General features: G+C 39.8%; 21 protein-coding genes. 13 read left to right on the forward strand and 8 right to left on the reverse strand.

The features are described from left to right. The first annotated feature begins 525 nt into the window (after positions 1-525). The 4 genes from CSV73_RS02535 (at position 526) to CSV73_RS02550 (ending at position 5,534) form a co-directional block, all read left to right on the forward strand. Positions 526-1,362: a malate synthase gene (locus CSV73_RS02535; protein ID WP_099626534.1), complete on the forward strand. Its 837-nt coding sequence runs from the start codon at positions 526-528 to the stop codon at positions 1,360-1,362. A 395-nt stretch (positions 1,363-1,757) separates the two neighbouring features. Continuing rightward, a complete protein-coding gene (locus CSV73_RS02540; protein ID WP_099626535.1) occupies positions 1,758-2,744 on the forward strand; it encodes a LacI family DNA-binding transcriptional regulator in 987 nt (328 codons plus the stop codon). A 155-nt stretch (positions 2,745-2,899) separates the two neighbouring features. Then, entirely contained in the window at positions 2,900-4,174 is a 1,275-nt protein-coding gene (hisD, locus tag CSV73_RS02545) for a histidinol dehydrogenase (protein WP_099626536.1), read from the forward strand. Positions 4,175-4,217: 43 nt separating this feature from the next. Next, positions 4,218-5,534, forward strand: a complete 1,317-nt coding sequence (locus CSV73_RS02550) for a GntP family permease (protein WP_085130440.1) — start codon at positions 4,218-4,220, stop codon at positions 5,532-5,534. Between the two features lie 222 nt (positions 5,535-5,756). Here the strand turns inward: CSV73_RS02550 and CSV73_RS02555 are convergent, their stop codons facing one another. The 4 genes from CSV73_RS02555 to queC form a co-directional block, all read right to left on the reverse strand. Continuing rightward, the gene (locus CSV73_RS02555) at positions 5,757-7,796 is read right to left on the reverse strand and encodes a catalase (protein WP_199092922.1); all 2,040 of its coding nucleotides are present in this window, start codon (positions 7,794-7,796) and stop codon (positions 5,757-5,759) included. A gap of 269 nt (positions 7,797-8,065) precedes the next feature. Then, complete coding sequence (queF, locus tag CSV73_RS02560; RefSeq protein WP_085130444.1) at positions 8,066-8,554, reverse strand: preQ(1) synthase; 489 nt, start codon at positions 8,552-8,554, stop codon at positions 8,066-8,068. 14 nt (positions 8,555-8,568) lie between these two features. Next, positions 8,569-9,120, reverse strand: a complete 552-nt coding sequence (locus CSV73_RS02565) for a VUT family protein (RefSeq protein WP_085133510.1) — start codon at positions 9,118-9,120, stop codon at positions 8,569-8,571. Beyond that, the gene (queC, locus tag CSV73_RS02570) at positions 9,120-9,785 is read right to left on the reverse strand and encodes a 7-cyano-7-deazaguanine synthase QueC (RefSeq protein ID WP_099626538.1); all 666 of its coding nucleotides are present in this window, start codon (positions 9,783-9,785) and stop codon (positions 9,120-9,122) included. The genes CSV73_RS02565 and queC overlap by 1 nt, the downstream gene beginning before the upstream one ends. A gap of 442 nt (positions 9,786-10,227) precedes the next feature. On the opposite strand from queC, the gene CSV73_RS02575 reads away from it, so the two are divergent. Beyond that, the gene (locus tag CSV73_RS02575; RefSeq protein WP_099626539.1) at positions 10,228-10,659 is read left to right on the forward strand and encodes a DUF1801 domain-containing protein; all 432 of its coding nucleotides are present in this window, start codon (positions 10,228-10,230) and stop codon (positions 10,657-10,659) included. An 81-nt stretch (positions 10,660-10,740) separates the two neighbouring features. Next, positions 10,741-11,289, forward strand: coding sequence for a DUF7010 family protein (locus tag CSV73_RS02580; protein WP_099626540.1), 549 nt, complete (start codon positions 10,741-10,743; stop codon positions 11,287-11,289). A 194-nt stretch (positions 11,290-11,483) separates the two neighbouring features. Here the strand turns inward: CSV73_RS02580 and CSV73_RS02585 are convergent, their stop codons facing one another. The 3 genes from CSV73_RS02585 to CSV73_RS02595 all read right to left on the reverse strand — a co-directional run bounded on the left by CSV73_RS02585 (position 11,484) and on the right by CSV73_RS02595 (position 13,864). Next, the gene (locus CSV73_RS02585; protein ID WP_099626541.1) at positions 11,484-11,648 is read right to left on the reverse strand and encodes an aspartyl-phosphate phosphatase Spo0E family protein; all 165 of its coding nucleotides are present in this window, start codon (positions 11,646-11,648) and stop codon (positions 11,484-11,486) included. A gap of 494 nt (positions 11,649-12,142) precedes the next feature. Then, on the reverse strand, positions 12,143-13,408 hold the full coding sequence (locus tag CSV73_RS02590) for an AAA family ATPase (RefSeq protein ID WP_099626542.1): 1,266 nt from the start codon (positions 13,406-13,408) through the stop codon (positions 12,143-12,145). Positions 13,409-13,468: 60 nt separating this feature from the next. Then, a complete protein-coding gene (locus CSV73_RS02595) occupies positions 13,469-13,864 on the reverse strand; it encodes a rhodanese-like domain-containing protein (protein ID WP_085130457.1) in 396 nt (131 codons plus the stop codon). Between the two features lie 129 nt (positions 13,865-13,993). Here CSV73_RS02595 and CSV73_RS02600 point away from each other — a divergent pair, with 129 nt between their 5' ends. The 3 genes from CSV73_RS02600 (at position 13,994) to CSV73_RS02610 (ending at position 19,208) form a co-directional block, all read left to right on the forward strand. After that, complete coding sequence (locus CSV73_RS02600; protein WP_085130459.1) at positions 13,994-14,827, forward strand: lipoate--protein ligase family protein; 834 nt, start codon at positions 13,994-13,996, stop codon at positions 14,825-14,827. A gap of 164 nt (positions 14,828-14,991) precedes the next feature. Continuing rightward, entirely contained in the window at positions 14,992-17,553 is a 2,562-nt protein-coding gene (locus CSV73_RS02605; RefSeq protein WP_085130461.1) for a vitamin B12-dependent ribonucleotide reductase, read from the forward strand. 227 nt (positions 17,554-17,780) lie between these two features. Then, entirely contained in the window at positions 17,781-19,208 is a 1,428-nt protein-coding gene (locus CSV73_RS02610) for a carbon starvation CstA family protein (RefSeq protein ID WP_085130463.1), read from the forward strand. Between the two features lie 113 nt (positions 19,209-19,321). Here CSV73_RS02610 and CSV73_RS02615 read toward each other — a convergent pair whose 3' ends face one another. Further along, positions 19,322-20,311, reverse strand: coding sequence for a DUF1385 domain-containing protein (locus tag CSV73_RS02615; RefSeq protein WP_085130465.1), 990 nt, complete (start codon positions 20,309-20,311; stop codon positions 19,322-19,324). Positions 20,312-20,433: 122 nt separating this feature from the next. Here CSV73_RS02615 and CSV73_RS02620 point away from each other — a divergent pair, with 122 nt between their 5' ends. The 4 genes from CSV73_RS02620 (at position 20,434) to efp (ending at position 23,012) form a co-directional block, all read left to right on the forward strand. Continuing rightward, a complete protein-coding gene (locus tag CSV73_RS02620; protein WP_085130467.1) occupies positions 20,434-20,859 on the forward strand; it encodes a hypothetical protein in 426 nt (141 codons plus the stop codon). Between the two features lie 69 nt (positions 20,860-20,928). Next, entirely contained in the window at positions 20,929-21,375 is a 447-nt protein-coding gene (aroQ, locus tag CSV73_RS02625; protein WP_085130469.1) for a type II 3-dehydroquinate dehydratase, read from the forward strand. Continuing rightward, positions 21,369-22,430: a M24 family metallopeptidase gene (locus CSV73_RS02630; RefSeq protein ID WP_198166101.1), complete on the forward strand. Its 1,062-nt coding sequence runs from the start codon at positions 21,369-21,371 to the stop codon at positions 22,428-22,430. The genes aroQ and CSV73_RS02630 overlap by 7 nt, the downstream gene beginning before the upstream one ends. Before the next feature lie 24 nt (positions 22,431-22,454). Beyond that, entirely contained in the window at positions 22,455-23,012 is a 558-nt protein-coding gene (efp, locus tag CSV73_RS02635) for an elongation factor P (protein ID WP_085130474.1), read from the forward strand. The last annotated feature ends 75 nt before the right edge of the window (positions 23,013-23,087 follow it).

Here is a 23,087-nt window from a genome sequence, read left to right on the forward strand (position 1 = left end):
GAATGGAGCGCCGCTAAAAGTTAGCGGTGCTCTTTGAATTGCAAATAATTTAACCATTTAATAACTCTTCTGTTATACATGTTCCGTTTGAAGAATACTATATTAAGAGTGCATAGTTAGTTGAAGGAGAATTAATGATTCGATTTATATATGTGATAAACTTCATGAATCATGGAGATATCCTGCAATATGTGAAGCCTACATATCAATACTATTAAGACTAAAACTAGTTCTAAACACAGTCTTGTAAAATCAAAATCGTATATTATACGATAAACAAATGATCCGTGTCAACCGTAAATTTGAGAAATTTCTAACAATGTGTTATACTGTATATGTACAAGTAATCAGGACGGCTGTAACAATCCTGCGCAACTTATTCCAGCAAGGAATGAAGGGCGCATTTTTTTGAATTCGAAAAATGGGTTGTTCCATTTCAATGAAATAAAGTGTGAAAACACAGAATGTTTTAATTAGATTTGCTGTAAAGTATTTATCAAGGAATTTATAGGAGGAGATTGGCTAGTGAATTTAATTAATGAAGAAATTACTCATAACGTGTTTGGTGAGGGAAATATTGTGGAACACGAGGAGTCATTCATCACTGTTGATTTTAATAAGGATCTTAAAAGATTTGTCTATCCCGATGCATTCGAGAATTTTATTACGTTAAACAATCGAAGTATGGCAGAGTCTTTAGAGAAGGTCTTTGTGGAACGAAAAGCAGAAGAAAAAATATTGGAAAAGAAGCGTAAAGAAGAAAAGGCTATCCAGGTGCTTGAGCAGCAGCGTAGAGAAATATTAAAGAACCATAAAATTCATGAAAGTTCACAAATTGTTTTCTGGTTAGATAAAGAAAGACAGTCAGAAGTACTTGGCGACTGGGAGATATCGACTGGAAGTATACAAAGTGGGAAGAATAAAGGATTACCTAACCCGGTGACTCGTTTGCGTCCGAACAGTGCAGGTGTTCTAACTGTTAGAACCGCAGATCAAGCAGAAACTGAAAGAACTATTATTGGTCTCTTCATGGTTGGTGATACGTTTACTGGAAGTATCGGTGAGGATGGTTTGGTGCCTACCCACCCTGAATATAGAATTCAACTTACTGAAGAAGAAGCTGAGAAAATGCTTTTCTGGAATTACTATAAAAATAAGAACTATCCTGATCGTACTTCATGGAATTCAGGTACATTCCGTTATTTTGATAATATTTGGACTGCTCAAATTTTAAACGATATTATTGCATTAAAAACGGATGAAGAGCAAATCAAAGAAGCGCAAGAGTTTATGAGCTATTTCTGTAAATTGAACGCTATTGACATGAATAATATTCCGGAAGCAGAAGGCTCTTTACGTTAACAAGTAAAGTCACTTTAGCCGAAGTGCTTTAGAAAATTACACATAAAACTGCCAGGTACGAGCACATGAGGACTGTGTTGGTACCTGGCAGTTTTTCATCTTTCAATTATTCTGTTGATATAGCATTTAACAGGCTAACGAGAACGTTTCAAGTGATTAGAAACTTACAGTGTATAGAATAAAAAGTGGCTATAAGCGAATACATTGCGGATCATCATTTTCAGTACCATACAATTTCTATAAAAAGTAAACGAATTGTTAGTGTGAACTAGCCACTAAAAAGTTTCATTTTAAATCTTTGAATATATACTATATAATTTACTAAATTGAATAAAATAAAAAACAGTATTGAGAATAACACATAAAATTAAAATCATTGCAAAGGATTGAATTAAATGAGAGAAACGGTAACGGCGATGGATGTTGCTAAGCTAGCGGGCGTTTCACAATCGTCGGTTTCAAGAGTATATTTTGAAGGTGCTTCTGTTTCGGCTAAAACTAGAAAACGGGTTCTTGAGGCAGCGGCAGAGCTCGGCTATCGTCCCAACGTATATGCCAGAAGTCTAATAACAAACCAGTCTAAAATTATTGGACTTGTGATGAAAAGTGTTCACAATCCATTCTATACACACGTATTAAAACGATTTAGTTCAATCTTCAAACAGCAAGGTTATAGCATCTTATTTGTCTCCACTAATAATGATGAAATTCAAGAGGAAGATGTGGAAACATTACTTAACTATAATGTAGCGGGCGTAGTTGTAACAGATGCTACGATATCAGAAACAGTTGGAAATGAATTCAAAAAGAATCACATACCTCTTGTTTTTTTTAATAGAAAGCCTAAGACTGAAGTTTTTCATTCAGTAAGTTGCAATAATTTAGAAGCTGGACGTTCTATTGCTTACTTTTTAATTGCAAAAGGGTCCATGGAACTAGTATTGATCACGGGAAATGAAGATACCTCTACAAGTATAGAACGTAAAAAAGGTTTTTGCGAAGTCTTGGATCAGCAAAATATTGTGTATCGCACGTATAGTTCGGACTATACGTATGAAGGGGGATATAACACAGCTACCACTCTGATTGAAGAGAATCAATTACCATCTGCTATATTCGTGGCGAATGATATTATGGCACTAGGGGTATTAGATGCACTTCGCAAACATGAAATCCGAGTACCTGAATACACAAGGGTAGTTGGATTTGATAATATCGGTATGGCTTCTTGGCCTGCATACGAATTGACGACATGGGAACAGCCTATTGAAGAAATGATTGAAGCAACCGTAACGTATTTGCTGGAAGAAGTGACATCTTATACAGGATCTGTGCAAACGATAGAAGTGGATGGCAAATTGATAGAAAGAAAAACTACATAAAGTTGTTGACTTTGACGAATATTTAGACTATTATTTTAACGTAGAGTTATTTGCATACGTATGCAAAACGGAATTCGCATACGCATTCTAAATATTACCCAAGTTAGTGTGTAGATCAAACAAAATGTAAGCGTTTAAAAATAGGAGGCAAAATCATGGTAAAAGTAATCAAAGCGGGTAAAACACAAGAAGAAGTAGTAGCAAATGATACGAAGGTATCTGAAATAGTTTCTGAGGCGTTAAAAGCAGTGGAAAATCGTGGAGATCAAGCGGTACGTGAACTTTCGGAGAAATTTGATAAATGGTCCCCAGAATCCTTCAGACTTAGTGAATCAGAAATTAAAGAAATTGTTGCGCAAGTGCCTGACAGTGTAATCGAAGACATTAAATTTGCTCAAACTAATATAAAAGCGTTTGCAGAAGCGCAGCTTGCTTCTTTGCACAATGTGGAAGTGGAAAATATTCCTGGTGTTATTCTAGGACATAAAAATATTCCAGTAAACAGCGTAGGTTGTTATATACCGGGTGGACGCTATCCGATGGTTGCATCTGCACATATGAGTGTATTGACTGCAAAAGTTGCAGGAGTGAAGCGGGTCATTGCCTGTACACCACCAATCAATGGCGAAATTCCAAAAGCGACCATTGCGGCAATGTATTTAGCAGGTGCAGACGAAATTTATTTACTTGGTGGCATTCAAGCGATGGGGGCAATGGCTATCGGGACAGAAACAATTGAATCTGTCGATATGATTGTCGGACCGGGTAATGCATTTGTTGCTGAAGCGAAGCGACAATTATACGGTCGCGTAGGAATTGATTTGTTTGCAGGCCCAACAGAGACACTGGTTGTAGCAGACCATACAGCAGATGCAGAAATGATTGCAATTGATCTTCTTGGTCAAGGAGAGCATGGACCTACTTCTCCTGGAGCGTTGATTACGACTTCAGAAGAACTTGCACACGAAACAATTAAAGAAATTGAACGTCAGTTGGAAACACTTCCAACAGCAGACGTAGCAAGTGTGTCTTGGGAAGATTATGGTCAAATATTGGTTGTGGATTCTATTGAAGAGGCACGGATCGAAGCAGATCGCCTAGCATTCGAACATGTGGAGATTTTAACAGAGAATCCCGATTACTTCCTAGAGCACATGACGAACTACGGCTGCTTGTTCTTGGGACCGGAGACGAATGTAGCATACGGAGATAAAGTAATTGGAACAAACCATACTTTGCCGACTAAGGGAGCTGCTCGTTACACAGGCGGATTGTGGGTTGGAAAATTCATCAAAACGGTCACTTATCAGAAGGTAACTCCTGAAGCCTCTGCATATATCGGTGAGTACGCAGCACGCCTTTGTCTTCTAGAGAACTTTGAAGGACATGCTAGACAAGCGCAACTACGTGTAGATCGTTATAGCAAATAATAAAGTACGTAATAAAGGAACAAGGTAATTAGGAGGAATGAGTATGTTAGGAATGATCGGCCTTTTTGGGGGACTTGCGATCTTGATTTATTTAACAATGAGAGGTATGAACCTTCTCATTGCGGCACCCATTACCGCACTGTTGATCGCAATTATGAATGGCATCCCGCTTTTCCCACAGTTGGCAGAAGAAGGCGCGGTTAATTTCTTAACCAACTATATGGGTGGATTCACAGGATTTATTGCTTCCTGGTATTTAATGTTCTTAACTGGAGCTATATTCGGTAAAGTTATGGAAGATAGTGGTGGTGCCGATAGTATTTCAAAGTGGATTGTCAGTAAAATTGGTATGAAAAGAGCAGCCTTGGCGGTCGTTATCGCTTGTGCAGTGTTAACGTATGGCGGGGTAAGTTTGTTTGTTGTTGCGTTCTCGGTCTATCCGATGGCGTTAAGTCTGTTTAAACAAGCTGATTTGCCAAGAAGATTCATTCCAGCTGCACTAGCATTTGGTTCTACAACATTTACGATGACATCTGCAGGATCTCCTGAAATTCAAAACTGGATTCCAATTGAGTTCCTTGGCACGAGTCCATATGCGGGATGGGAAGTCAGTATTCTCGTAGCAGTCTTCATGTTCTTGTTCGGCTATTGGTGGCTGAAGCGAATGATTTCCAAAGCTGTATCCAAAGGGGAAAGGTTTGTTGCAAGAGATACGGATAAGGAAGTAGATATGCAAAGAGCTCTTCCGAATCCAATACTGAGTATGATTCCATTAGTAGTAGTTCTTGGAATCACGTTATTATTGCACAAATCTCTCGGAACCTCGGCACTAATTATCTCTTTAAGTGGCGGTATATTAGCAACATTTATTTTGAATAAAAAGTACTTCCAAAATTTTGGTCATGCAGTAGGAGAAGGTGCGATGGGTGCAGTTATTGCTATTGCTAATACAGCTGCAGTCGTTGGTTTTGGCGGGGTAGTCAAGGCGACACCGGCTTTTGATGCAGCAGTAAATGTCATGACAGATATTCCGGGAAGTCCCTTAATCGGTGGAGCGCTTGCGGTAGCAGTCATTGCTGGATTAACCGGATCATCGTCAGGTGGACAAGCAATTGCTTTGCCACTATTAGCACCACACTATTTAGATCTAGGCGTAGATCCCGAAGCATTGCATAGAACGGTATCCATCTCTTCAGGATCGTTGGATTCACTTCCTCAAGGGGGATATGTTGTAACAACAATTCGATCTATTGCTGGCGAAACACATAAAGACGCATATCCGGCATTTGGAGCTTTGTCTGTCGTTGTACCAATACTAGGCGCAGCCTTAGCAGTCATTCTGTTTTCGATCGGACTATAAAATAAAGACCTAACGAATCAAATATATAGTTCATCTAGACTCTTAATTTCCCAGGTAATGAAAAGCACGACATATGTAAGCGCAAAAGGCTTAAGGTTTCTATCTTTTCGTAAATGACAACGTAATCTTATTAATATGTTGTATTTTGAAAGAAATAATAAGGGATTAGAATATAAAGAAGCGTCACTCATCATTCAGAGTGACGCTTCTTTCCAGGAAGAATTAGTAAATATCTCGTTTCCAAAAACGTTGCTGGGTAATAGCGAGTATAAAATCATCGTTAAAAGTAGCGTTATTTTCCGCAAACACAATACCAGGTCCCTTTTTTGCGTCAGATGCTGTGAAAATAGCGTTTCCGCTTTTGGCAACGCTAATCGGTTTATAATGTCTGAATGCCTCATTGATGAAATAGACGCTATCCGAATTGAACTTTGCTTGATCCGCTGCGTTTCCGCCTACTACATAAAGAGAATCGAATAAAACGGGGGCTGTAGTCAAAAACGTTTCATTGACATGAATCTCCAGGCCGTTCTTTCCTCTCACCGTACCAAGTTTTTCACCAATTGTATATACCCAAACTCCATACTTTGCTAGATGTTCAATTGTCGATTTCACTTCCTCGTCAGAAAATCCGTCACCAATGAGAATACCGACCTTCAAACTGTATGGGTAGCGGGGAGTATTTTCCTGGCTCAGCGCAGGGGATGACGCTGTAACTTTGACTTGTTCACCAGTTGGTTTATTAACTCCTACATTGTTTGCGATTATGGTAGCCATTTTCTGATCAACGTTAGCGAACATATCCACTACTTGTTGTCTAATACTTATACTATTCACTTTTCCAATTTCAAAACTAAACGCGTTAATAATATGTTGTTTTTCGGGCGGTGACATACTATTCCAGAAAAGTCGGGCTTGAGAAAAGTGATCCTTGAATGATTCGCTCCGTGCTTGAATGATGCGCCCTTCCACTTTTTCAGCATAGTGAACAAATCCGCCTTCTTTTGCTGTGGAAGTGGCAGGCGTATTATCAGCCAAAGAATTTTTATGATAACTTACTTTGCCGACATCAATGCGCTGTCGGTTGAATCCATTTCTCTGATTGTTATGGAATGGACAGACTGCACGATTAATCGGTATTTCTGTAAAGTTTGGTCCACCGAGACGGTATAGTTGGGTATCGAGGTAGGATAAAAGTCTGCCCTGTAAAAGTGGATCATTAGTGAAATCTATTCCGGGCACTACGTTACCAGGATGGAAAGCGGCTTGTTCGGTTTCAGCAAAGACGTTTGTTACGTTTTGATTTAACGTCATTTTCCCAATGATTTTAACAGGCACGATCTCTTCGGGCCACAGTTTTGTTGCATCGAGAATATCAAAATCAAACATGAATTCATCTTCTTCTGCAATCAATTGAACGCCGAATTCATATTCAGCAAAATATCCTTTATCAATACATTCCCATAGATCTTTGCGCTGGAAATCTGCATTTTTTCCAGCGATTTTCTGCGCTTCATCCCATACTAATGAATGCACGCCGAGTATTGGTTTCCAATGAAATTTTACGAAACTAGCTTGACCTTCACTATTAATCAGCCGGAATGTATGGACACCAAAGCCTTCCATCATTCGCCAACTTCTAGGAATGGTCCGGTCTGACATTTGCCACATCACCATATGGGCGGATTCTTGATTGTTAGCTATGAAATCCCAAAACGTATCGTGAGCTGAAGCCGCTTGGGGCATATCTGTGTCCGGTTCAGGTTTTACTGCATGAACAAGATCGGGAAATTTCATGCTGTCTTGAACAAAAAACACAGGTAAATTATTTCCCACCAAGTCGTAATTTCCTTCTTCTGTATAAAACTTCACCGCAAAACCTCGGACATCCCTTGCTGTATCAACAGATCCTAAATTTCCTGCTACGTTAGAAAAGCGTGTGAAAACAGGTGTCTTCTGTCCTGCTTTCTGGAGAAAGGCAGCTGTTGTATAGTCTTTCATTGATTCATATAACTCAAACTCACCGTGTGCTGCATATCCTCTCGCATGAACAACCCGCTCAGGAATCCGTTCACGGTCAAAGTGCATGAGTTTTTCTTTTAAATGAATTCCTTCCATTAATGTAGGCCCACGTACTCCTGCTTTCAATGACTCTTCATCATTGGACACTTTCACTCCTTGATTGGTCGTAAGCTTTTTCCCTCTATTGTCAACTTTAAATTGTTCCAACTGCTGAACTTTTCGATTCTTTTCTCTATTCATATTTTCGTTTGCCGATTCATCTTTCAAGAAATTCCCTCCGTTTATTAGTATATGATGATGAAAACTTCACATCTCACTTATACTGTATGTATAAGTGATGATAAAAAGCCCGCTCATTTACATTAAGGAATAAAAAAGAATACATTTTAGTGGAAGGGCTCAGAAAGGATTTATAGTAGTATAGCTTTTTTGACATGTGATTCGGTTAGTATAGTAAAATGCCAGGCATGGAGACATTTTCAAATTGTCTCTGTGCCTGGCATAAAAAATTATCTATTATCTATCTTCTCGGGATATATATCATGTTGAAAAAGTCTTTCTTTAGCCATTTGTTCGAAATACGTTCCAGGTTTTCCGTAATTACAATACGGATCAATGGAGATTCCGCCACGCGGAGTGAACTTGGCCCACACTTCAATATATCGTGGTTCCATTAAATGAATTAAGTCTTTCATAATCAGATTTGCGCAATCTTCATGAAAACCTGGATGGTTTCTGAAACTGAACATGTATAGCTTTAATGATTTACTTTCTACCATTTTTACATCAGGAATATAGGATATATATATGGTAGCAAAGTCAGGTTGGCCAGTGATTGGACAAAGGCTAGTGAATTCAGGAATGTTAAATTTAACAAAGTAATCATTGCTTTGATGTTGATTCTCAAACGTTTCTAAAACGTCTGGATCATATTCATAGTTATATGTTGTCTCTTGATTTCCGAGTAATGTAAGGCTGTTTTTACTGTTTTCTGGCATTTTCCAAACTCCTTTTAATGTGCTTCTGAAATATTTGGTTCATATATATTTAACTTAATCACAACTTGTCTAATCCCGCCGGCAACGATCAACTGCATCAACACTTTCGCTATCCATTGTCCGAGTATTGCATATGGAACTAACTCCCATGGGACGAAGTTAAGCCCTAGTGGACCAATTCCAATAATTACAAATAAACTTGAGTCTAAAAAGCCAGCTACCACACCCGAGAACAGTACTCTTTTTACAAAAGGTAATTTAAAGCGGGTATAAATTTCAGTATCTGCTGTTTCTGAAACAATAAAACTAAGCGTACTTGCAAAGACGATCCATAATTGATCTCCTAATAAATGACTGGTAACAGCGGATAATAAGAGTGCGACTGCAATCAATATGTATGTTTGACGTCTTCCGAATCTGTTTTGGACCATATCTCTCATGACAAGTGTTAATCCAATGAACAAAGTACCGTAGGGGATAATTAATGGACCAAGTTCAAGTGGAGCAAATCGTGCTGTAATTACATTGGCAAGAATGATAGATAGTAAATAAATCGTAATTCGGATCATGAGACGTGCTGTCCTTGTAAGTATTTCGCTAACCCATCATTTCTCAACTGGCAAGCGGGGCATTCCTTGCAACCATCTGCAATAACCCCATTATAGCAAGTTAGCGTGTTCTCTCGAATATATTTCAGCCGTCCCATTTGATCGGCCATTGCCCAAACTTCTGCTTTGTCTTTCCACATTAAAGGAGTGATCAAATCAAATGGATAGTCCATTGCTAAATTCAAAGTCGTATTCAATGAACGAATAAACTCATCTCGGCAATCAGGGTATCCACTGAAATCTGTCTCACTTACACCGGTAATAATCGCTTTTGCCCCAACAGTTTTGGCATAGATTGCCGCAAATGAAAGAAATATGTGATTCCGTCCCTCTACAAATGTATTGGGTACACTTCCTTCTTCTACTTCGATTTGCATACCATCTCGGGTCAATGCGTTCGAAGTTAACTGATTGAGAACGTCCATTTGAATAATTTTTTGTTTAACACCTAAGTCTTTCGCGATTTTTGTAGCGCAATCAACTTCTGACTTATGTCTTTGCCCATACAAAAATGTGACGGTTTCTACTTCGTCGAATTCTTCCATTGCCCATAACAGGCAAGTGGTAGAATCTTGTCCGCCACTAAATACTATAACTGCTTTACTCACTCTACATTCCTCCATAGTTTTGTTTTTAGAGGGGATGGTTACGAACCCTCTGCAATAATCGAAGTGGCTTAGTTATATATTCCTAAGACAGCTATGATTATTAGTAGTTAAAATATACACTTTAATCGTCCTTTCCACAAGCGGATTGAGAATGCTACCTGTTACTGGTATCTTTAATAAAACATAATGAAAGATGAAACATTATTCATGTTAGATAATCTGTTTATAGACGCGACGATTAGGAAAGTGCTTGTAAAAAAGATTAATTTTTCTGGTATTTAAATAATACAAAGGCATATGTGTGATACTAACGTCAACGGGACGACAGTGCGATGACGTTTCCATAAAATCAATAGACGATACCAGTGCTGTAATCAGTCGTCCTTTCTGGCATTATGATCTAGAAATCAATATGAATTTCGCGCAAACCAAAAAATAGTAGAATGGAGATAATTCAATGTACGAATTAAAAACTAAAGAAACCGATAGTAGTGTTATTGAATTTATTGAGAACATTGATCAACTTAGAAAGCGTGAAGATGCTTTTAGTTTACTGGATATCTTCACCGAGACGACGGGGTATAAAGCGAAAATGTGGGGACCGAGTATTATAGGTTTTGGCAAATATCATTACAAATATAGTTCTGGTCATGAAGGGGACGCGCCAATCGTAGGTTTTTCCCCACGAAAAGCTAAAATCAGTTTATATGTAACGCTTGAAAATGAACAGCGAGAGAAACTGTTAAAAGATTTTGGGAAACACACAACAGGTAAATCTTGTATATATATCAACAAAATCGCGGATATTGAAATAGAGATACTAAAGAAATTAATAGAACAATCTGCGGACTTTATTAAAGAAATCTATCCAAATACAGAAAAACTATAGAGCGGAGTACGTGTACTAGATATACTTTGCCTAATTTAGCAATACTGTTTTACAAAAGAAGAGGAAAGGTGGAAGATTTCTTTGACGATATATGAGATGAAAAATGATTTATCGATTAAAGGGAGAAATGGGATCTCATTTATCCTATCTGCTAGTGTGATTTGGTTGATTATTACCATTATATTTATGCAGTCATTAGAAATAACGCAGAAAAATATCGGGATGCTTTTTTCGACAGGTTTAATGTTCCCTCTCTCAGTTGGTATTTCATATATACTAAAGGCCGATTGGAAATTTAAAAATAACGCCTTAGGTAGTCTAGGGTTATATTTGAATCTAGCACAGATTCTCTATTTTCCGATACTTTTTTGGAGTATGTTAAAAAGTCCGCAGGATGCAATTATGATATTTGCCATTATTACAGGGGCGCACTTTTTTACGTACGGATGGTTTTATAATGCAAAACCTTATTATATATCGGCTCCAATGATTGCGATCGGCATAATGTTTTTAGGCCTTTATACAACGGCAGACAATCTATGGATGATTCCTCTCTCAATGGTAGGTGTATTATTGCTATTAAGCTTTGCACTCCATATGGATTATAGAAAGGTAGTAAAGCGAATATAACTGGTATTTACTAAACTATTTTCCTTCACGCAATGGGCAGCCTAGCGATTTCCAAAAAATCAAGTGATCGTGAATGTCGGATTTTATAGAAGTGTTGAATGACAATGTTTCAGACAATACAAAAAGACAGTTCCAAAACGGGAACTGTCTTTTCTTTGGAACTATTATTGATACTATAGATGTAACTTCAATAGTTAAGAATAAATTCCTTGTACTCTGTTCAATAAGCTATCTAGTCGTTGGCTGCTTCTTACAACGCTCGGATGTGCGATTCCTAAGAATTCAGCTTTCTTATACATGATAATTCTTTTTACTTCAATTCTAAACAATAGTAAGTTTCTTTCAATAGTTTTAATCATTTTTTCCTCCGTAATATATATTACGCTTCACGTCATGTAGCGGTTAACTTGCTAGGTTGGAAGCAACTTTCTTATCATATATAAAGCGAATTGAAAAGTGTGTCGCTTTTTGACTGACTCCTATATTGTTTATAGATTATGGCATAAATGTGTATAATGATTGAAAATTCAATTACATTGGGTAGGATAAAATAATCCTTGAATCGACACGTGTGTTGTTTTATTTTTAAATCTTCGTGAATAAAAGAAACGTACTATTAGATATTTGTCATAATAAATAATTGCTTAATATACAAATTATGACAGTCCTTAAAGGCAATGAGCTTCTATTTGGCGCGAAGGTAGGGGCTTATAACAAAATAATAGTAGCCCTGACGAAAGCTAGAAGTAGCTGGATAAAAATCAATAACTAGAATGAGTGACTTTGCGTAAACCTATTCACAATCAAGCAAAAAAGGTTGCCTTGAAAGATTCAAGGCAACCTCTTTTGCGTCTTAATAACCAATTGTTGAATCGGTTTCCCAGTCATGTCGAGTAGTTTGTCTATGTTGCTTCTGCAACTGACGGATTCGTTCTTCATATTGAATATTCGCCTCATAATGGTAGGTGAGCGCAATTGACATATATAATTCATTCAACTGTGATACAGAAAGGCCTTTTGTCTGCTTGGCTATTTCCTCCACTTGTTCTAGAGAAAGTATCTTTTTGCGATCCAGTTTTTCCATGTATAACCTACGGACTTCCAGTGTCGGAGACTTGATTTCATATGTGCTGTCAAAGCGGCCTGCACGGTTGATGAGGGCAGGGTCGATGCGTTCAGGGTAATTAGTCGTCCCGATGATGAATAAACCATCACGGACATGTACGCCATCTAGGATGTTTAGAAATGTGCTTCTCATATGTTCCGGCATGGAATCGATGTCTTCGATTACAAGGATAGCGGGTGCGAGCCGTTCGACTATATTGAACACTTCTTGTACGGAATGACTCCCTGTGAATTCCGTGATTTGCCAATAGACAACAGGTGCGTCAGTTGTTCCGGTAATGGAACGTACGAGTGTCGTTTTACCGTTACCGGGAGATCCATACAGCAAGATTCCTCTTTTATATGGTAGTCCGTATTCTTTAAAGAAAGCCCCGCCATCTCGGAAGAATTCATCGATAGAACGAAATAGATCATTCTTCAAACTTTCATCCAGCAGAACGTCACTGCGCTCAATTTGTGCGCCGGCGCCATACGTCTTTTTTTCCATGCCTTCTTCGGTATCCACTAAGTACGTAATATTCGTTTTCATCGCGTCTCGTTGAAGTTGATTGAGCACTTCGATGAAATCTTTGACGTGACTGGCCGATGGCGCGAATACAGTATGTTCTGACCAAGTAGAGCCGGTTGCGACATAATAGCTAATGTTGGCGATGGCAATTTGATGTTCAGGAAAGAATAGCAACTGATTGTCGATTGTTTCAGCACCTTGTAAGGAAAAAGCATCAGTTGATACGTCTTGTTGAATTTTTTGTGTCGGCAATGTGGCGTAAATATGACTAAGTGATTCGTAAGGCAATTGTTTACGATGAATCAACTCAGGAAGCATGGTTTCTGTATAAGAGGAAAACTCATCCACTTGGATAATTTTCCAATCAGCCGGTGAACGTTGTTGAAGTGCGTCTAGAATCGCTTCAATGACGACGCCATAATATTGATAATGTGTCAGCTTCTCGTATTGTGCGGACTGTAGTGGAATTAAAAAAGATGATTTCATTAATTTAACACTCTCCCTATAAATAAGTAGATCCTCCTTAAAAAGGAGGATCCGCAATGATTATTTTGTTTTGATTTTACCTGACCACTTTTTAAATCCACCGCGTAGCTGGTAGATTTCTGTACAACCTTTTTTCTTCAAGAATAACGCAGCACGGCCTGTACGGCTTGTGTTTTGGTCATAAAGATAAACGGGTTTGTCGGGGCGGATTTCCTTATAGCGCTGTGAGAACTGTGTAAATGGAATATTACGCGCACCTAAAATATGTCCAGCATCGAAATCTTTTGGTTCGCGCACGTCGATCAATTGTGCTTTGCGATATCCTTTAATAAACTCTTCTTGCGTTAATGTAGTCAATGCTTTTCCGACACGTATGTATGTGATGACGAAATACAAAATGACCGCGAGCACAGCTGCTCCTAAAATATAATAACTCAAAAAAACTTCCCCCTTCATCAATATCTCTATTATAAAGATTATCTGGCATCAGTTCAATCCTAATGATAAAATGAAATGCGTTATTGTTTTTTTCATTGATGACTTCCTATACTATAGGTGGAGTATTAACACGAAGGAGAATAGATTATGACAAAAGCCGTATGGCATTATGTAGACTCTGGGAAATGTAGTCCTTCCTTCAATATGGCGCTCGATGAAGCGCTTCTTGACTTACATAGCCGAGGAGAAATCGGGCCAGTTCTACGTTTTTATGAGTGGGAACCCGCTACATTATCTATCGGGTACTTCCAACGTATTGAAAAAGATATCGATATGGAAAAAGTAAAAGAACTAGGGCTCGGATTTGTCCGAAGACCAACAGGTGGCCGCGGTGTCTTGCATGAACATGAGCTTACATACAGTGTCATTGTGAGCGAGCAGTATCCCGATATGCCGGAAACAGTAACCGAAGCATACCGTGTGATTTCTGGTGGATTGCTGCAAGGCTTCCGTAATCTCGGACTTCAGGCAGAGTTCTCGATTCCAGATCAAGACGTTACGGAGCAATTGCGTAGCCCAAAGAGCGGTGTTTGTTTTGATGCACCGAGCTGGTATGAACTCGTTGTCGAAGGTAAAAAGGTTGCGGGTAGTGCACAAACGCGTCAAAAAGGCGTGATTTTGCAACATGGAGCAATTTTGATGAGCTTAGATGTCGATAAATTGACGTCTATTTTCACGTATTCATCACCCGCATTGAAAGAACGTGTACGTAAAACATTACCAGACCGTGCAATTGCGATTGACCGATTGACGGACCGAGAGATTTCAGTGGAGGAATGCAAACAAGCCTTTTCTAAAGGGTTTGAAACGTCGCTCGATATTTCATTGGAACCTCTAGAATTAACGCATGAACAGCTCGCTTTAGTCCGCCAAATCGAGAAAGATAAATATGCGAATGATGACTGGAATTTTAAAAAATAAAATTGGTACTTTGGTTTTATTTTTTTTGTCGAAATGTCGTGATATCAATGATTTTATGTTTTTGAAGAATAAATGTCGATTGATATACTATTCAATATGTAGTAGATTATTTAATAAGACAAACACTATATATAGTGTTTGTAGCGTTATGAGGAGGATGTTATATGGTTACGATGTCGAAGCAAGGCGAACCGATGCTCGATAAACAACAATTGAATGAGGATATTGCGAAGTTCCCTCAAGTTCACCCGGTTACGGAGGATATGAAGCTAACACATAGTGGAGTATCGCGTCTAGTAATGATCGATCGATATTCATTTAAAGATATGGAAAAGAAGACACTGAAAGAAGGCGATTTTGTCGTTCTAACAGTGAGAGAAGATCCAAAGTTCCCCGCTCGTGGGTTAGGGTATATTACGAAACTTGATCAAGCGAACGGGAAAGCGGAGATCTGGATCGAACCAGAATATCGTTCATCAATCGACGATATGGATGAGCAGCAAAAAGGTGTTATTACACGTCCCCTTGAAGTGCTTGAGAAGCCACTAGAAGTGTTCTACGAGCAGATCGCAAAACGTAATGCGACCGGACTTGCTTCTGTTGAAAAGACGGAAGATAGAAGAACGCAGTCGTATAACATGTTTTATGATCAGTTGAAGGCATTGAACTTCATTCCGGCTGGTCGCGTGCTGTATGGCGCAGGATCAGACACGGATGTCACGTTCTTTAACTGTTATGTAATGCCGTTTGTGCCCGATTCCCGTGAAGGGATATCCGATCACCGTAAGCAAGTGATGGAGATCATGAGTCGTGGTGGCGGTGTAGGAACGAACGGTTCGACATTGCGTCCACGCAACACATTGGCGCGTGGTGTCAACGGTAAGTCATCCGGATCGGTTTCTTGGTTGGATGATATTGCAAAATTGACTCATTTGGTCGAGCAGGGCGGATCAAGACGTGGGGCACAGATGATTATGTTATCAAACTGGCACCCGGACATTTATGAATTCATCATCTCCAAAATGCAGAATCCGCGAATTTTGCGCTATTTGATAGAAAACACAGAAGATGAAATGATCAAGAAGCTGGCCGATGAGAAATTGAATTTCAAACCGTTGACAGCACAAGAAGAAGCGATGTATCAAGGCATCACAAACTATAAACAAATTCCAGGTCAAGGTGGTTTTAACGCAGCGATTATCCGTGACGCTGAGCTGAAGCTGCAGGATGGCGGAACGTACACCGTTCATAATCCAGAATTCCTGACAGGAGCGAATATTTCCGTAACCTTAACGGATGACTTCATGAAAGCGGTGGAAGAAGACGCGAATTACGATTTGCGTTTCCCGGCAGTCGAAAATTATTCCCCTGAACAGATGAAGTATTATAATGAACAGTGGCATGAAGTTGGCGATGTACGCGAATGGGAACGTCTAGGTCACGAAGTTCGTGTGTATCGTACGATTAAAGCCCGCGCTCTATGGGATTTAATTAATATTTGTGCAACGTATTCAGCGGAACCAGGCATTTTCTTCATTGATAATGCAAATGACGACACGAATGCAAAAGCGTACGGACAGCAAGTTGTAGCAACAAATCCGTGTGGTGAACAACCACTTGCACCATATTCTGTCTGTAATTTGGCTGCTGTCAATCTTGCTGAGATGGCAGACAAAAATACGAAGACGGTTAACTTTGAAAAGTTGAGAGAGACGGTACGGACTGGTGTACGTATGCAAGATAACGTCATCGACGCTACACCGTACTTCCTTGAAGATAATAAAGTACAAGCCCTTGGAGAACGCCGTGTAGGTCTGGGTGTGATGGGGCTTGCTGATCTTCACATCTACTGTGAAAAAGAATACGGCTCGCCTGAAGGAAATCAATTAGTGGATGAAGTATTTGAAGCAATTGCGACAACTGCTTACCGCGAATCGATTGAATTGGCGAAAGAAAAAGGAAGTTTCCCATTCCTTATTGGTCAAACGGATGAAGAAACGAAAGCATTACGTCAGGCTTTCATTAATTCTGGCTTTATGAAGCGCATGCCGGAAGATATCCGCGAATCGATTTTGGAACATGGAATCAGAAACTCTCACTTATTGACTGTTGCGCCAACTGGATCCACTGGAACCATGGTAGGGGTTTCAACTGGATTAGAGCCTTATTTCTCATTCACATATTACCGTAGCGGACGCTTAGGTAAATTCATCGAAGTAAAAGCGGCGATTGTAGAAGAGTATTTGCAGGCTAATCCTGATGCTGATCCAAATCAATTGCCTGATTGGTTTATTTCTTCAATGGAATTAGCACCGGAAGCGCATGCGGACGTGCAATGTATCATTCAGCGCTGGATCGACAGTTCGATCTCTAAAACAGTTAACGCACCACGCGGCTATACAGTGGAACAAGTTGAAAGTGTGTATGAGAGATTGTATAAAGGCGGGGCGAAAGGCGGTACAGTATACGTCGACGGTAGCCGCGATGCACAAGTACTGACTCTGAAAGCGGAAGATAATATTCCGGATACAGAAGAAGTAGTTGAAGTGACAGATCAGCCGAAAGTTGTGCTCGTAAATACGATCCAAGCATTGCGTTCGACAAACGTCACGATCGGTTCAGAAGTGGGCGACACATGTCCAGTTTGCCGACAAGGTACAGTAGAAGAAATAGGTGGATGTAACACGTGTACCAATTGCCAAGCGCAATTGAAGTGCGGATTATAATTTAATACTAACGAAACCCCGAATGCTTATGCATTTGGGGTTTCGTGCTTTCATAGGTAAAATTTCACAATCTTCTTTTAGAAGTAAATGTAGTAGGAAAAAAAGTTAAATTATTCTAAAAGTCTATGTTGATATAATTTTCAAACTATTATATACTAGAAAAAATTGTTTGATTCATTATTAATCAATCAGACAAATATATTAAAAGACGGGAAAGTAGGGGTTGCATGCTGACATTTTTATCATCCATCGTCTTGCTAGTTATAGGTTATCTAACGTATTCAAAAGTGGTCGAAAAGGTATTTGTGATTGACGATGCAAGGAAAACGCCCGCCTATACACAGGCTGATGGGATGGATTACGTGCCGATGAGCTGGTGGAAAGGCTGGCTCATCCAATTACTGAACATCGCAGGTTTAGGTCCGATATTCGGGGCGATTGCAGGTGCGTTATATGGACCTGTTGCATTCATTTGGATTGTGTTCGGTAGTATTTTTGCAGGAGCTGTCCATGATTATTTTTCTGGAATGTTGTCACTGAAACACGGTGGTGCTCAATTCCCTAAAATTGTGGGAGAGTATTTAGGTGATATCGCCAGACGTTTCATCAATGTGATTTCAATTGTTTTAATGGTTCTTGTAGCGGCTGCCTTCACTGCGGGGCCGGCGCAACTTATTTCATCCATTACACCGCTCTCATTTATCGTGTCATTAATTATTATATTTGGTTACTTCGTGTTGGCAGCTATTTTGCCAATCAATAAAATTATAGGTCGTTTATACCCGGTGTTTGGAGTAGTGTTGATCGTTATGGCAGTTGGGATTGGTGGGGCTTTATTATTTGGACCTGAGAAAATCCCGAATTTAACTTTACAGAACTTACATCCTGGAGAGTTGCCAATTTGGCCGTTGTTAATGGTGACGATTTCTTGTGGAGCTATTTCTGGATTCCATTGTACACAAAGTCCAATTGTTTCTAGAACGATGAAAAAAGAGTCGGAGGGCCGGAAAGTATTTTATGGCGCAATGATTGCGGAAGGTATCATCGCAATGGTATGGGCTGCAGCGGGCATGACATTCTTTGGTGGTACGGCAGGATTACAAGGCGCTCTGGCTGCGGGTGGTCCAGCAGGTGCAGTAAATGAAATTTCGAGCACATTACTTGGTTCGTTTGGTGGAATGTTAGCTATTTTAGGTGTTATTATTTTACCGATTACAACAGGCGATACAGCTCTTCGTTCAGCACGTATGATTTTTACTGAAGCGACTTCCAAGTGGTTGAATCCCAATAAAAAGTGGGTGGTTTTGGCTACTACATTGCTATTAGGCGTACCGATGTTCTATCTATCGACAATCGACTACTCGTTCTTGTGGCGTTATGTTGGCGGTACGAATCAATTAGTAGCAGCGGTCATGCTTTGGACGGCAACATCTTTCTTAATCAGAGAAAAACGAGCCCATTGGATTGCGGGCATTCCTGCAATGTTCATGACCGCTGTTGTCGTGACGTACTGGATGTATGCTCCTGAAGGTCTGCATCTCGACTATGCCGTATCTGTAGGCACGGGAATTGCAGTTTCAGCTGCGATCGGTGTGTTTTACATACTGAAAGTCATTCAATCAAAACAAGTCCCGGCGATTGTAAGCGAACAATAGTGAAAAGGTCCTTAGCGAATGTGCTAAGGACCTTTTTACTGGTGTGCAAAATTTTGTAGAAAAGGTAAGAGCCTCGAATATGTAAAAACACATTCGAGGCTCTTTGTTTAATTTTATGACAGAAGAGGTTTCGGCTCATTGGTTTCTTCTGTTTCTGCTGCAACTTGAGGATGCAACACACCAACTCCATGTTGTTCCACATCTAATAATTTTTCGAAAGAAGCAATTGCAACTTCTACTTGCTTGTCGTCTGGCTCTTTTGTTGTTAGTAATTGCAACCAAAGCCCAGGGTAGCCTAGATAACGAAGTACCGGTACGTTGCGCACCGCATTCGTCAACTGTAATACTTCAAATGATATGCCGAGCACTACCGGAATTAACAAAATCCGATTGAGGACGCGTAACCAAAGTGGATCGGTTGGAACTAAGAAGTAGATGAACATTCCGACGATGACTGTGAACAAAATGAAACTGCTACCGCATCGATAATGCAATCGAGATTGCGACTGTACGTTTTCCACTGTCATTTCCATATTACTTTCGTAGTTATTGATGACTTTATGCTCTGCGCCATGATATTGGAAAACCCGCTTGATTAGCGGTGTCATAGAAATCAATCCAATATACGTCAGTAACAAGAAGAGTTTAAAGAAGCTTTCGATCATAATTTGTGCCGTTTTGCTAGGTGCTACCGATTGAAATAACTCCGCTAAGAAAACGGGAACGAGTGTAAAGACGAACTTACCAAAAATGAACGATAATACTCCGACTGCCGCCACTCCAAGAACCATTACTAGTTTCGACGTCTCTTCTTCTTTTGCATGTTCTTCTTCTTCGCCAGGCATCACATCGTAGCGGTCACTTGCAAACGTCAAATGCTTAGAACCATTACCAGCCGATTCAATTAACGCGACAATACCCCGAATGAAAGGAATTTTTTTTAATTTAGTGCGTATAGGATGTGATTCTCTCGGTACATGGTAGTATTCGATCGTATCATCTTTCCGGCGAATGGCTGTCACCGTATCCTTCTTTCCACCGAACATTACACCTTCTATAAGTGCTTGACCTCCGTATGCTGGAGGAGTTTTCTGTTGGCTCATAACATACCCACACTTTCTGTCGTAAGAAACGATATCCCCATTGTACTAAAAAAAGTGAAATTGCACCATTGAGATGTTTAAAAAAGTGTAAATTGCCCGACACTGGAATGGGAGGTATTGTCATGAAAATTACTTCAACACATTTCTGGACAGCTGTTATGGCTGCGGTACTATCTATAATTTCACTAAAATTCCTACACGTTTTTAAATTTATTAAATGGTCACCAATCGGCTGGACGAAAAAACTTCATATGCTTACGACTTTTCCCGGCTGGCTTAAGTGGGTGCTATTAGGAGTCATTTGTTTTTTGCTATTTTTTATCCTGTACTTTATTGCTCGTCTGACGTTTAAGATTCCACCCACTGTTTCTTCATTGATCGTCACAATTATCGTGATTATCTTCATTGAATGGATGATCCACGTCAAAGCAGATTTGACCATGACACAATTCATAAAAAAAATATCGATACCGTTTGCTTGTTTGTTTGCGATGATTTTCCGTTTCGTCATCGGAACTTCTGTTTACATGAAAAAAACAATAGGCTAGAACAGTATTAGTATGTCCCGCTTACTCATTGTGCTAAAATAGGGAAGAAAAATGAGTGGGGGGGATTAAATGGAACTGTTACTCTTAAATGGCCCAAACTTGAACAGGCTAGGCAAAAGAGAACCGGATATATACGGGGCAGAGACACTTGCAGATATTGAAAGTCGAATTCGGCGTTTAGCGAATGAATCAGATATCGCGTTGTCGTGTTTTCAATCCAATATAGAGGGTGAGCTCATTAACAAGATTCATGATGCAGGGGATCGAGAAATTGATGGCATCATCTTCAATCCAGGCGCATTTACACACTACAGCATTGCGCTTCGCGACGCAATCGCTTCTATTTCTGTTCCTGTAATTGAAGTCCACATCTCAAATATACATACTCGTGAAGAGTTCCGACACACGTCTGTCATTGCTCCTGTAGCGGCAGGACAATTATGCGGTTTTGGAACAGCGGGCTATGATCTTGCCTTCCAAGCGTTTTTGTTAAAACGAGAGGAGAGACTATCTTGAAAATAGAGCAATTAAGAAAATTATTGAAAGAACAGCAACTCGATGCATTAGTAATCACAAATCCGTACAATCGTCGCTACATGACAAACTTCACGGGATCTGCAGGGACTGCAATTGTTTCACAAGTTGATGCAGTATTCATTACAGATTTCCGTTATATGGAGCAAGCGAATGACCAACTAACAGGCTATCGCATTGTCCAGCATACGGGCACGATGATTCAAGAAGTTGCGAACCAAGTAAAAGAAATGAAGATTGATACACTAGGCTTCGAAAAAGAGGATCTGAGCTATAGTCAGTTTGAAGTGTATAACGAACATGTAAAAGCAAAACTAGTGCCTGTCGCTGGTTTAATAGAGAAACTACGTTTAATTAAGACCCCGGAAGAAATCGAAGTGTTAAAGCAAGCGGCAGCCATTGCGGATGCGGCATTCGTCTATATTTGTTCAGTCATCCAAGCAGGGAAAACGGAGTTGGAAATCGCCAATGAATTGGAGTTTTTCATGCGGAAACAAGGCGCGACTTCGTCTTCATTTGACATAATTGTTGCTTCTGGTGAAAGAGGGGCTTTACCACATGGGGTAGCATCTGATAAAGTGATTGAGACAGGTGATTTAGTTACAATGGATTACGGCGCCCTTTATAATGGGTATATATCTGATATTACGAGAACAGTTGCGATCGGTGAGCCTTCTGCTAAACTTCGTGAAATCTATGAAGTCACGTTACGCGCCCAAGAACTGGGTGTAGAAAAGATTAAGCCCGGCATGACAGGTATCGAAGCCGACGCAATTACACGCGACTACATCAAGTCCAAAGGGTATGGAGAGGCATTCGGTCATTCAACCGGTCATGGCATTGGCATGGAAGTTCACGAAGCACCAGCCTTATCATTCCGCTCCGAAACGGTGCTTGTACCGAATATGGCGGTAACAGTGGAACCAGGAATCTACCTTCCTGGTATTGGCGGAGTGCGGATCGAAGATGATATACTGATCACAGAAACAGGTAATGAACGTTTGACAAAGTCTACTAAAGAACTGCTTATTTTATAATCGGTTGAAAATGGAGGAATACGAATGATTTCAGTAAACGAATTTCGTACAGGATTAACAATTGAAGTTGATGGTGACATTTGGCGCGTAATGGATTTCCAACACGTAAAACCAGGTAAAGGGGCAGCGTTCGTTCGTTCGAAACTGCGTAATCTTCGCTCAGGAAACGTGAATGAAAAAACATTCCGTGCGGGAGAAAAAGTAGAAAAAGCACAAATTGACAACCGTAAAATGCAGTATTTATATGCTGACGGAGATATGCACGTATTCATGGATAACGAATCGTACGAGCAGATCGAACTATCTGATAAGCAACTTGAATATGAATTAAAGTTCTTGAAAGAGAACATGGAAGTTCACGTCATCACGTATAAAGAAGAAGTGCTTGGCGTTGAATTACCAATAACCGTTACGCTTGAAGTAGCGGAAACAGAGCCTGGAATCAAAGGTGACACAGCGAGTGGCGGTTCAAAGCCAGCTAAGATGGAAACTGGCGTTGTTGTACAAGTGCCATTCTTCGTTAACCAAGGTGATATGTTGATCATCAACACAGAAGAAGCGGAATACGTTTCCCGCGCATAAGTAAATATGTATCAAGGATGTCCCAGTGATGGGGCATCCTTTTTTTGCGTGGAAATGAGTTCTTAAATTGAAGCG

The sequence above is a fragment of the Sporosarcina sp. P1 genome, assembly GCF_002743155.1.
Classification (GTDB): domain Bacteria; phylum Bacillota; class Bacilli; order Bacillales_A; family Planococcaceae; genus Sporosarcina; species Sporosarcina ureae_B.

Bases quoted from the DNA above. Each gene is read 5' to 3' on its own strand.
- CSV73_RS02540 (WP_099626535.1), top strand. From the start codon at position 1,758: ATGAGAGAAACGGTAACGGCGATGGATGTTGCTAAGCTAGCGGGCGTT.
- hisD (WP_099626536.1), top strand. From the start codon at position 2,900: ATGGTAAAAGTAATCAAAGCGGGTAAAACACAAGAAGAAGTAGTAGCA.
- CSV73_RS02550 (WP_085130440.1), top strand. From the start codon at position 4,218: ATGTTAGGAATGATCGGCCTTTTTGGGGGACTTGCGATCTTGATTTAT.
- CSV73_RS02555 (WP_199092922.1), bottom strand. From the start codon at position 7,796: ATGAATAGAGAAAAGAATCGAAAAGTTCAGCAGTTGGAACAATTTAAA.
- queF (WP_085130444.1), bottom strand. From the start codon at position 8,554: ATGCCAGAAAACAGTAAAAACAGCCTTACATTACTCGGAAATCAAGAG.
- queC (WP_099626538.1), bottom strand. From the start codon at position 9,785: ATGGAGGAATGTAGAGTGAGTAAAGCAGTTATAGTATTTAGTGGCGGA.
- CSV73_RS02575 (WP_099626539.1), top strand. From the start codon at position 10,228: ATGTACGAATTAAAAACTAAAGAAACCGATAGTAGTGTTATTGAATTT.
- CSV73_RS02585 (WP_099626541.1), bottom strand. From the start codon at position 11,648: ATGATTAAAACTATTGAAAGAAACTTACTATTGTTTAGAATTGAAGTA.
- CSV73_RS02590 (WP_099626542.1), bottom strand. From the start codon at position 13,408: ATGAAATCATCTTTTTTAATTCCACTACAGTCCGCACAATACGAGAAG.
- CSV73_RS02595 (WP_085130457.1), bottom strand. From the start codon at position 13,864: ATGAAGGGGGAAGTTTTTTTGAGTTATTATATTTTAGGAGCAGCTGTG.
- CSV73_RS02600 (WP_085130459.1), top strand. From the start codon at position 13,994: ATGACAAAAGCCGTATGGCATTATGTAGACTCTGGGAAATGTAGTCCT.
- CSV73_RS02605 (WP_085130461.1), top strand. From the start codon at position 14,992: ATGGTTACGATGTCGAAGCAAGGCGAACCGATGCTCGATAAACAACAA.
- CSV73_RS02610 (WP_085130463.1), top strand. From the start codon at position 17,781: ATGCTGACATTTTTATCATCCATCGTCTTGCTAGTTATAGGTTATCTA.
- CSV73_RS02615 (WP_085130465.1), bottom strand. From the start codon at position 20,311: ATGAGCCAACAGAAAACTCCTCCAGCATACGGAGGTCAAGCACTTATA.
- CSV73_RS02620 (WP_085130467.1), top strand. From the start codon at position 20,434: ATGAAAATTACTTCAACACATTTCTGGACAGCTGTTATGGCTGCGGTA.
- aroQ (WP_085130469.1), top strand. From the start codon at position 20,929: ATGGAACTGTTACTCTTAAATGGCCCAAACTTGAACAGGCTAGGCAAA.
- efp (WP_085130474.1), top strand. From the start codon at position 22,455: ATGATTTCAGTAAACGAATTTCGTACAGGATTAACAATTGAAGTTGAT.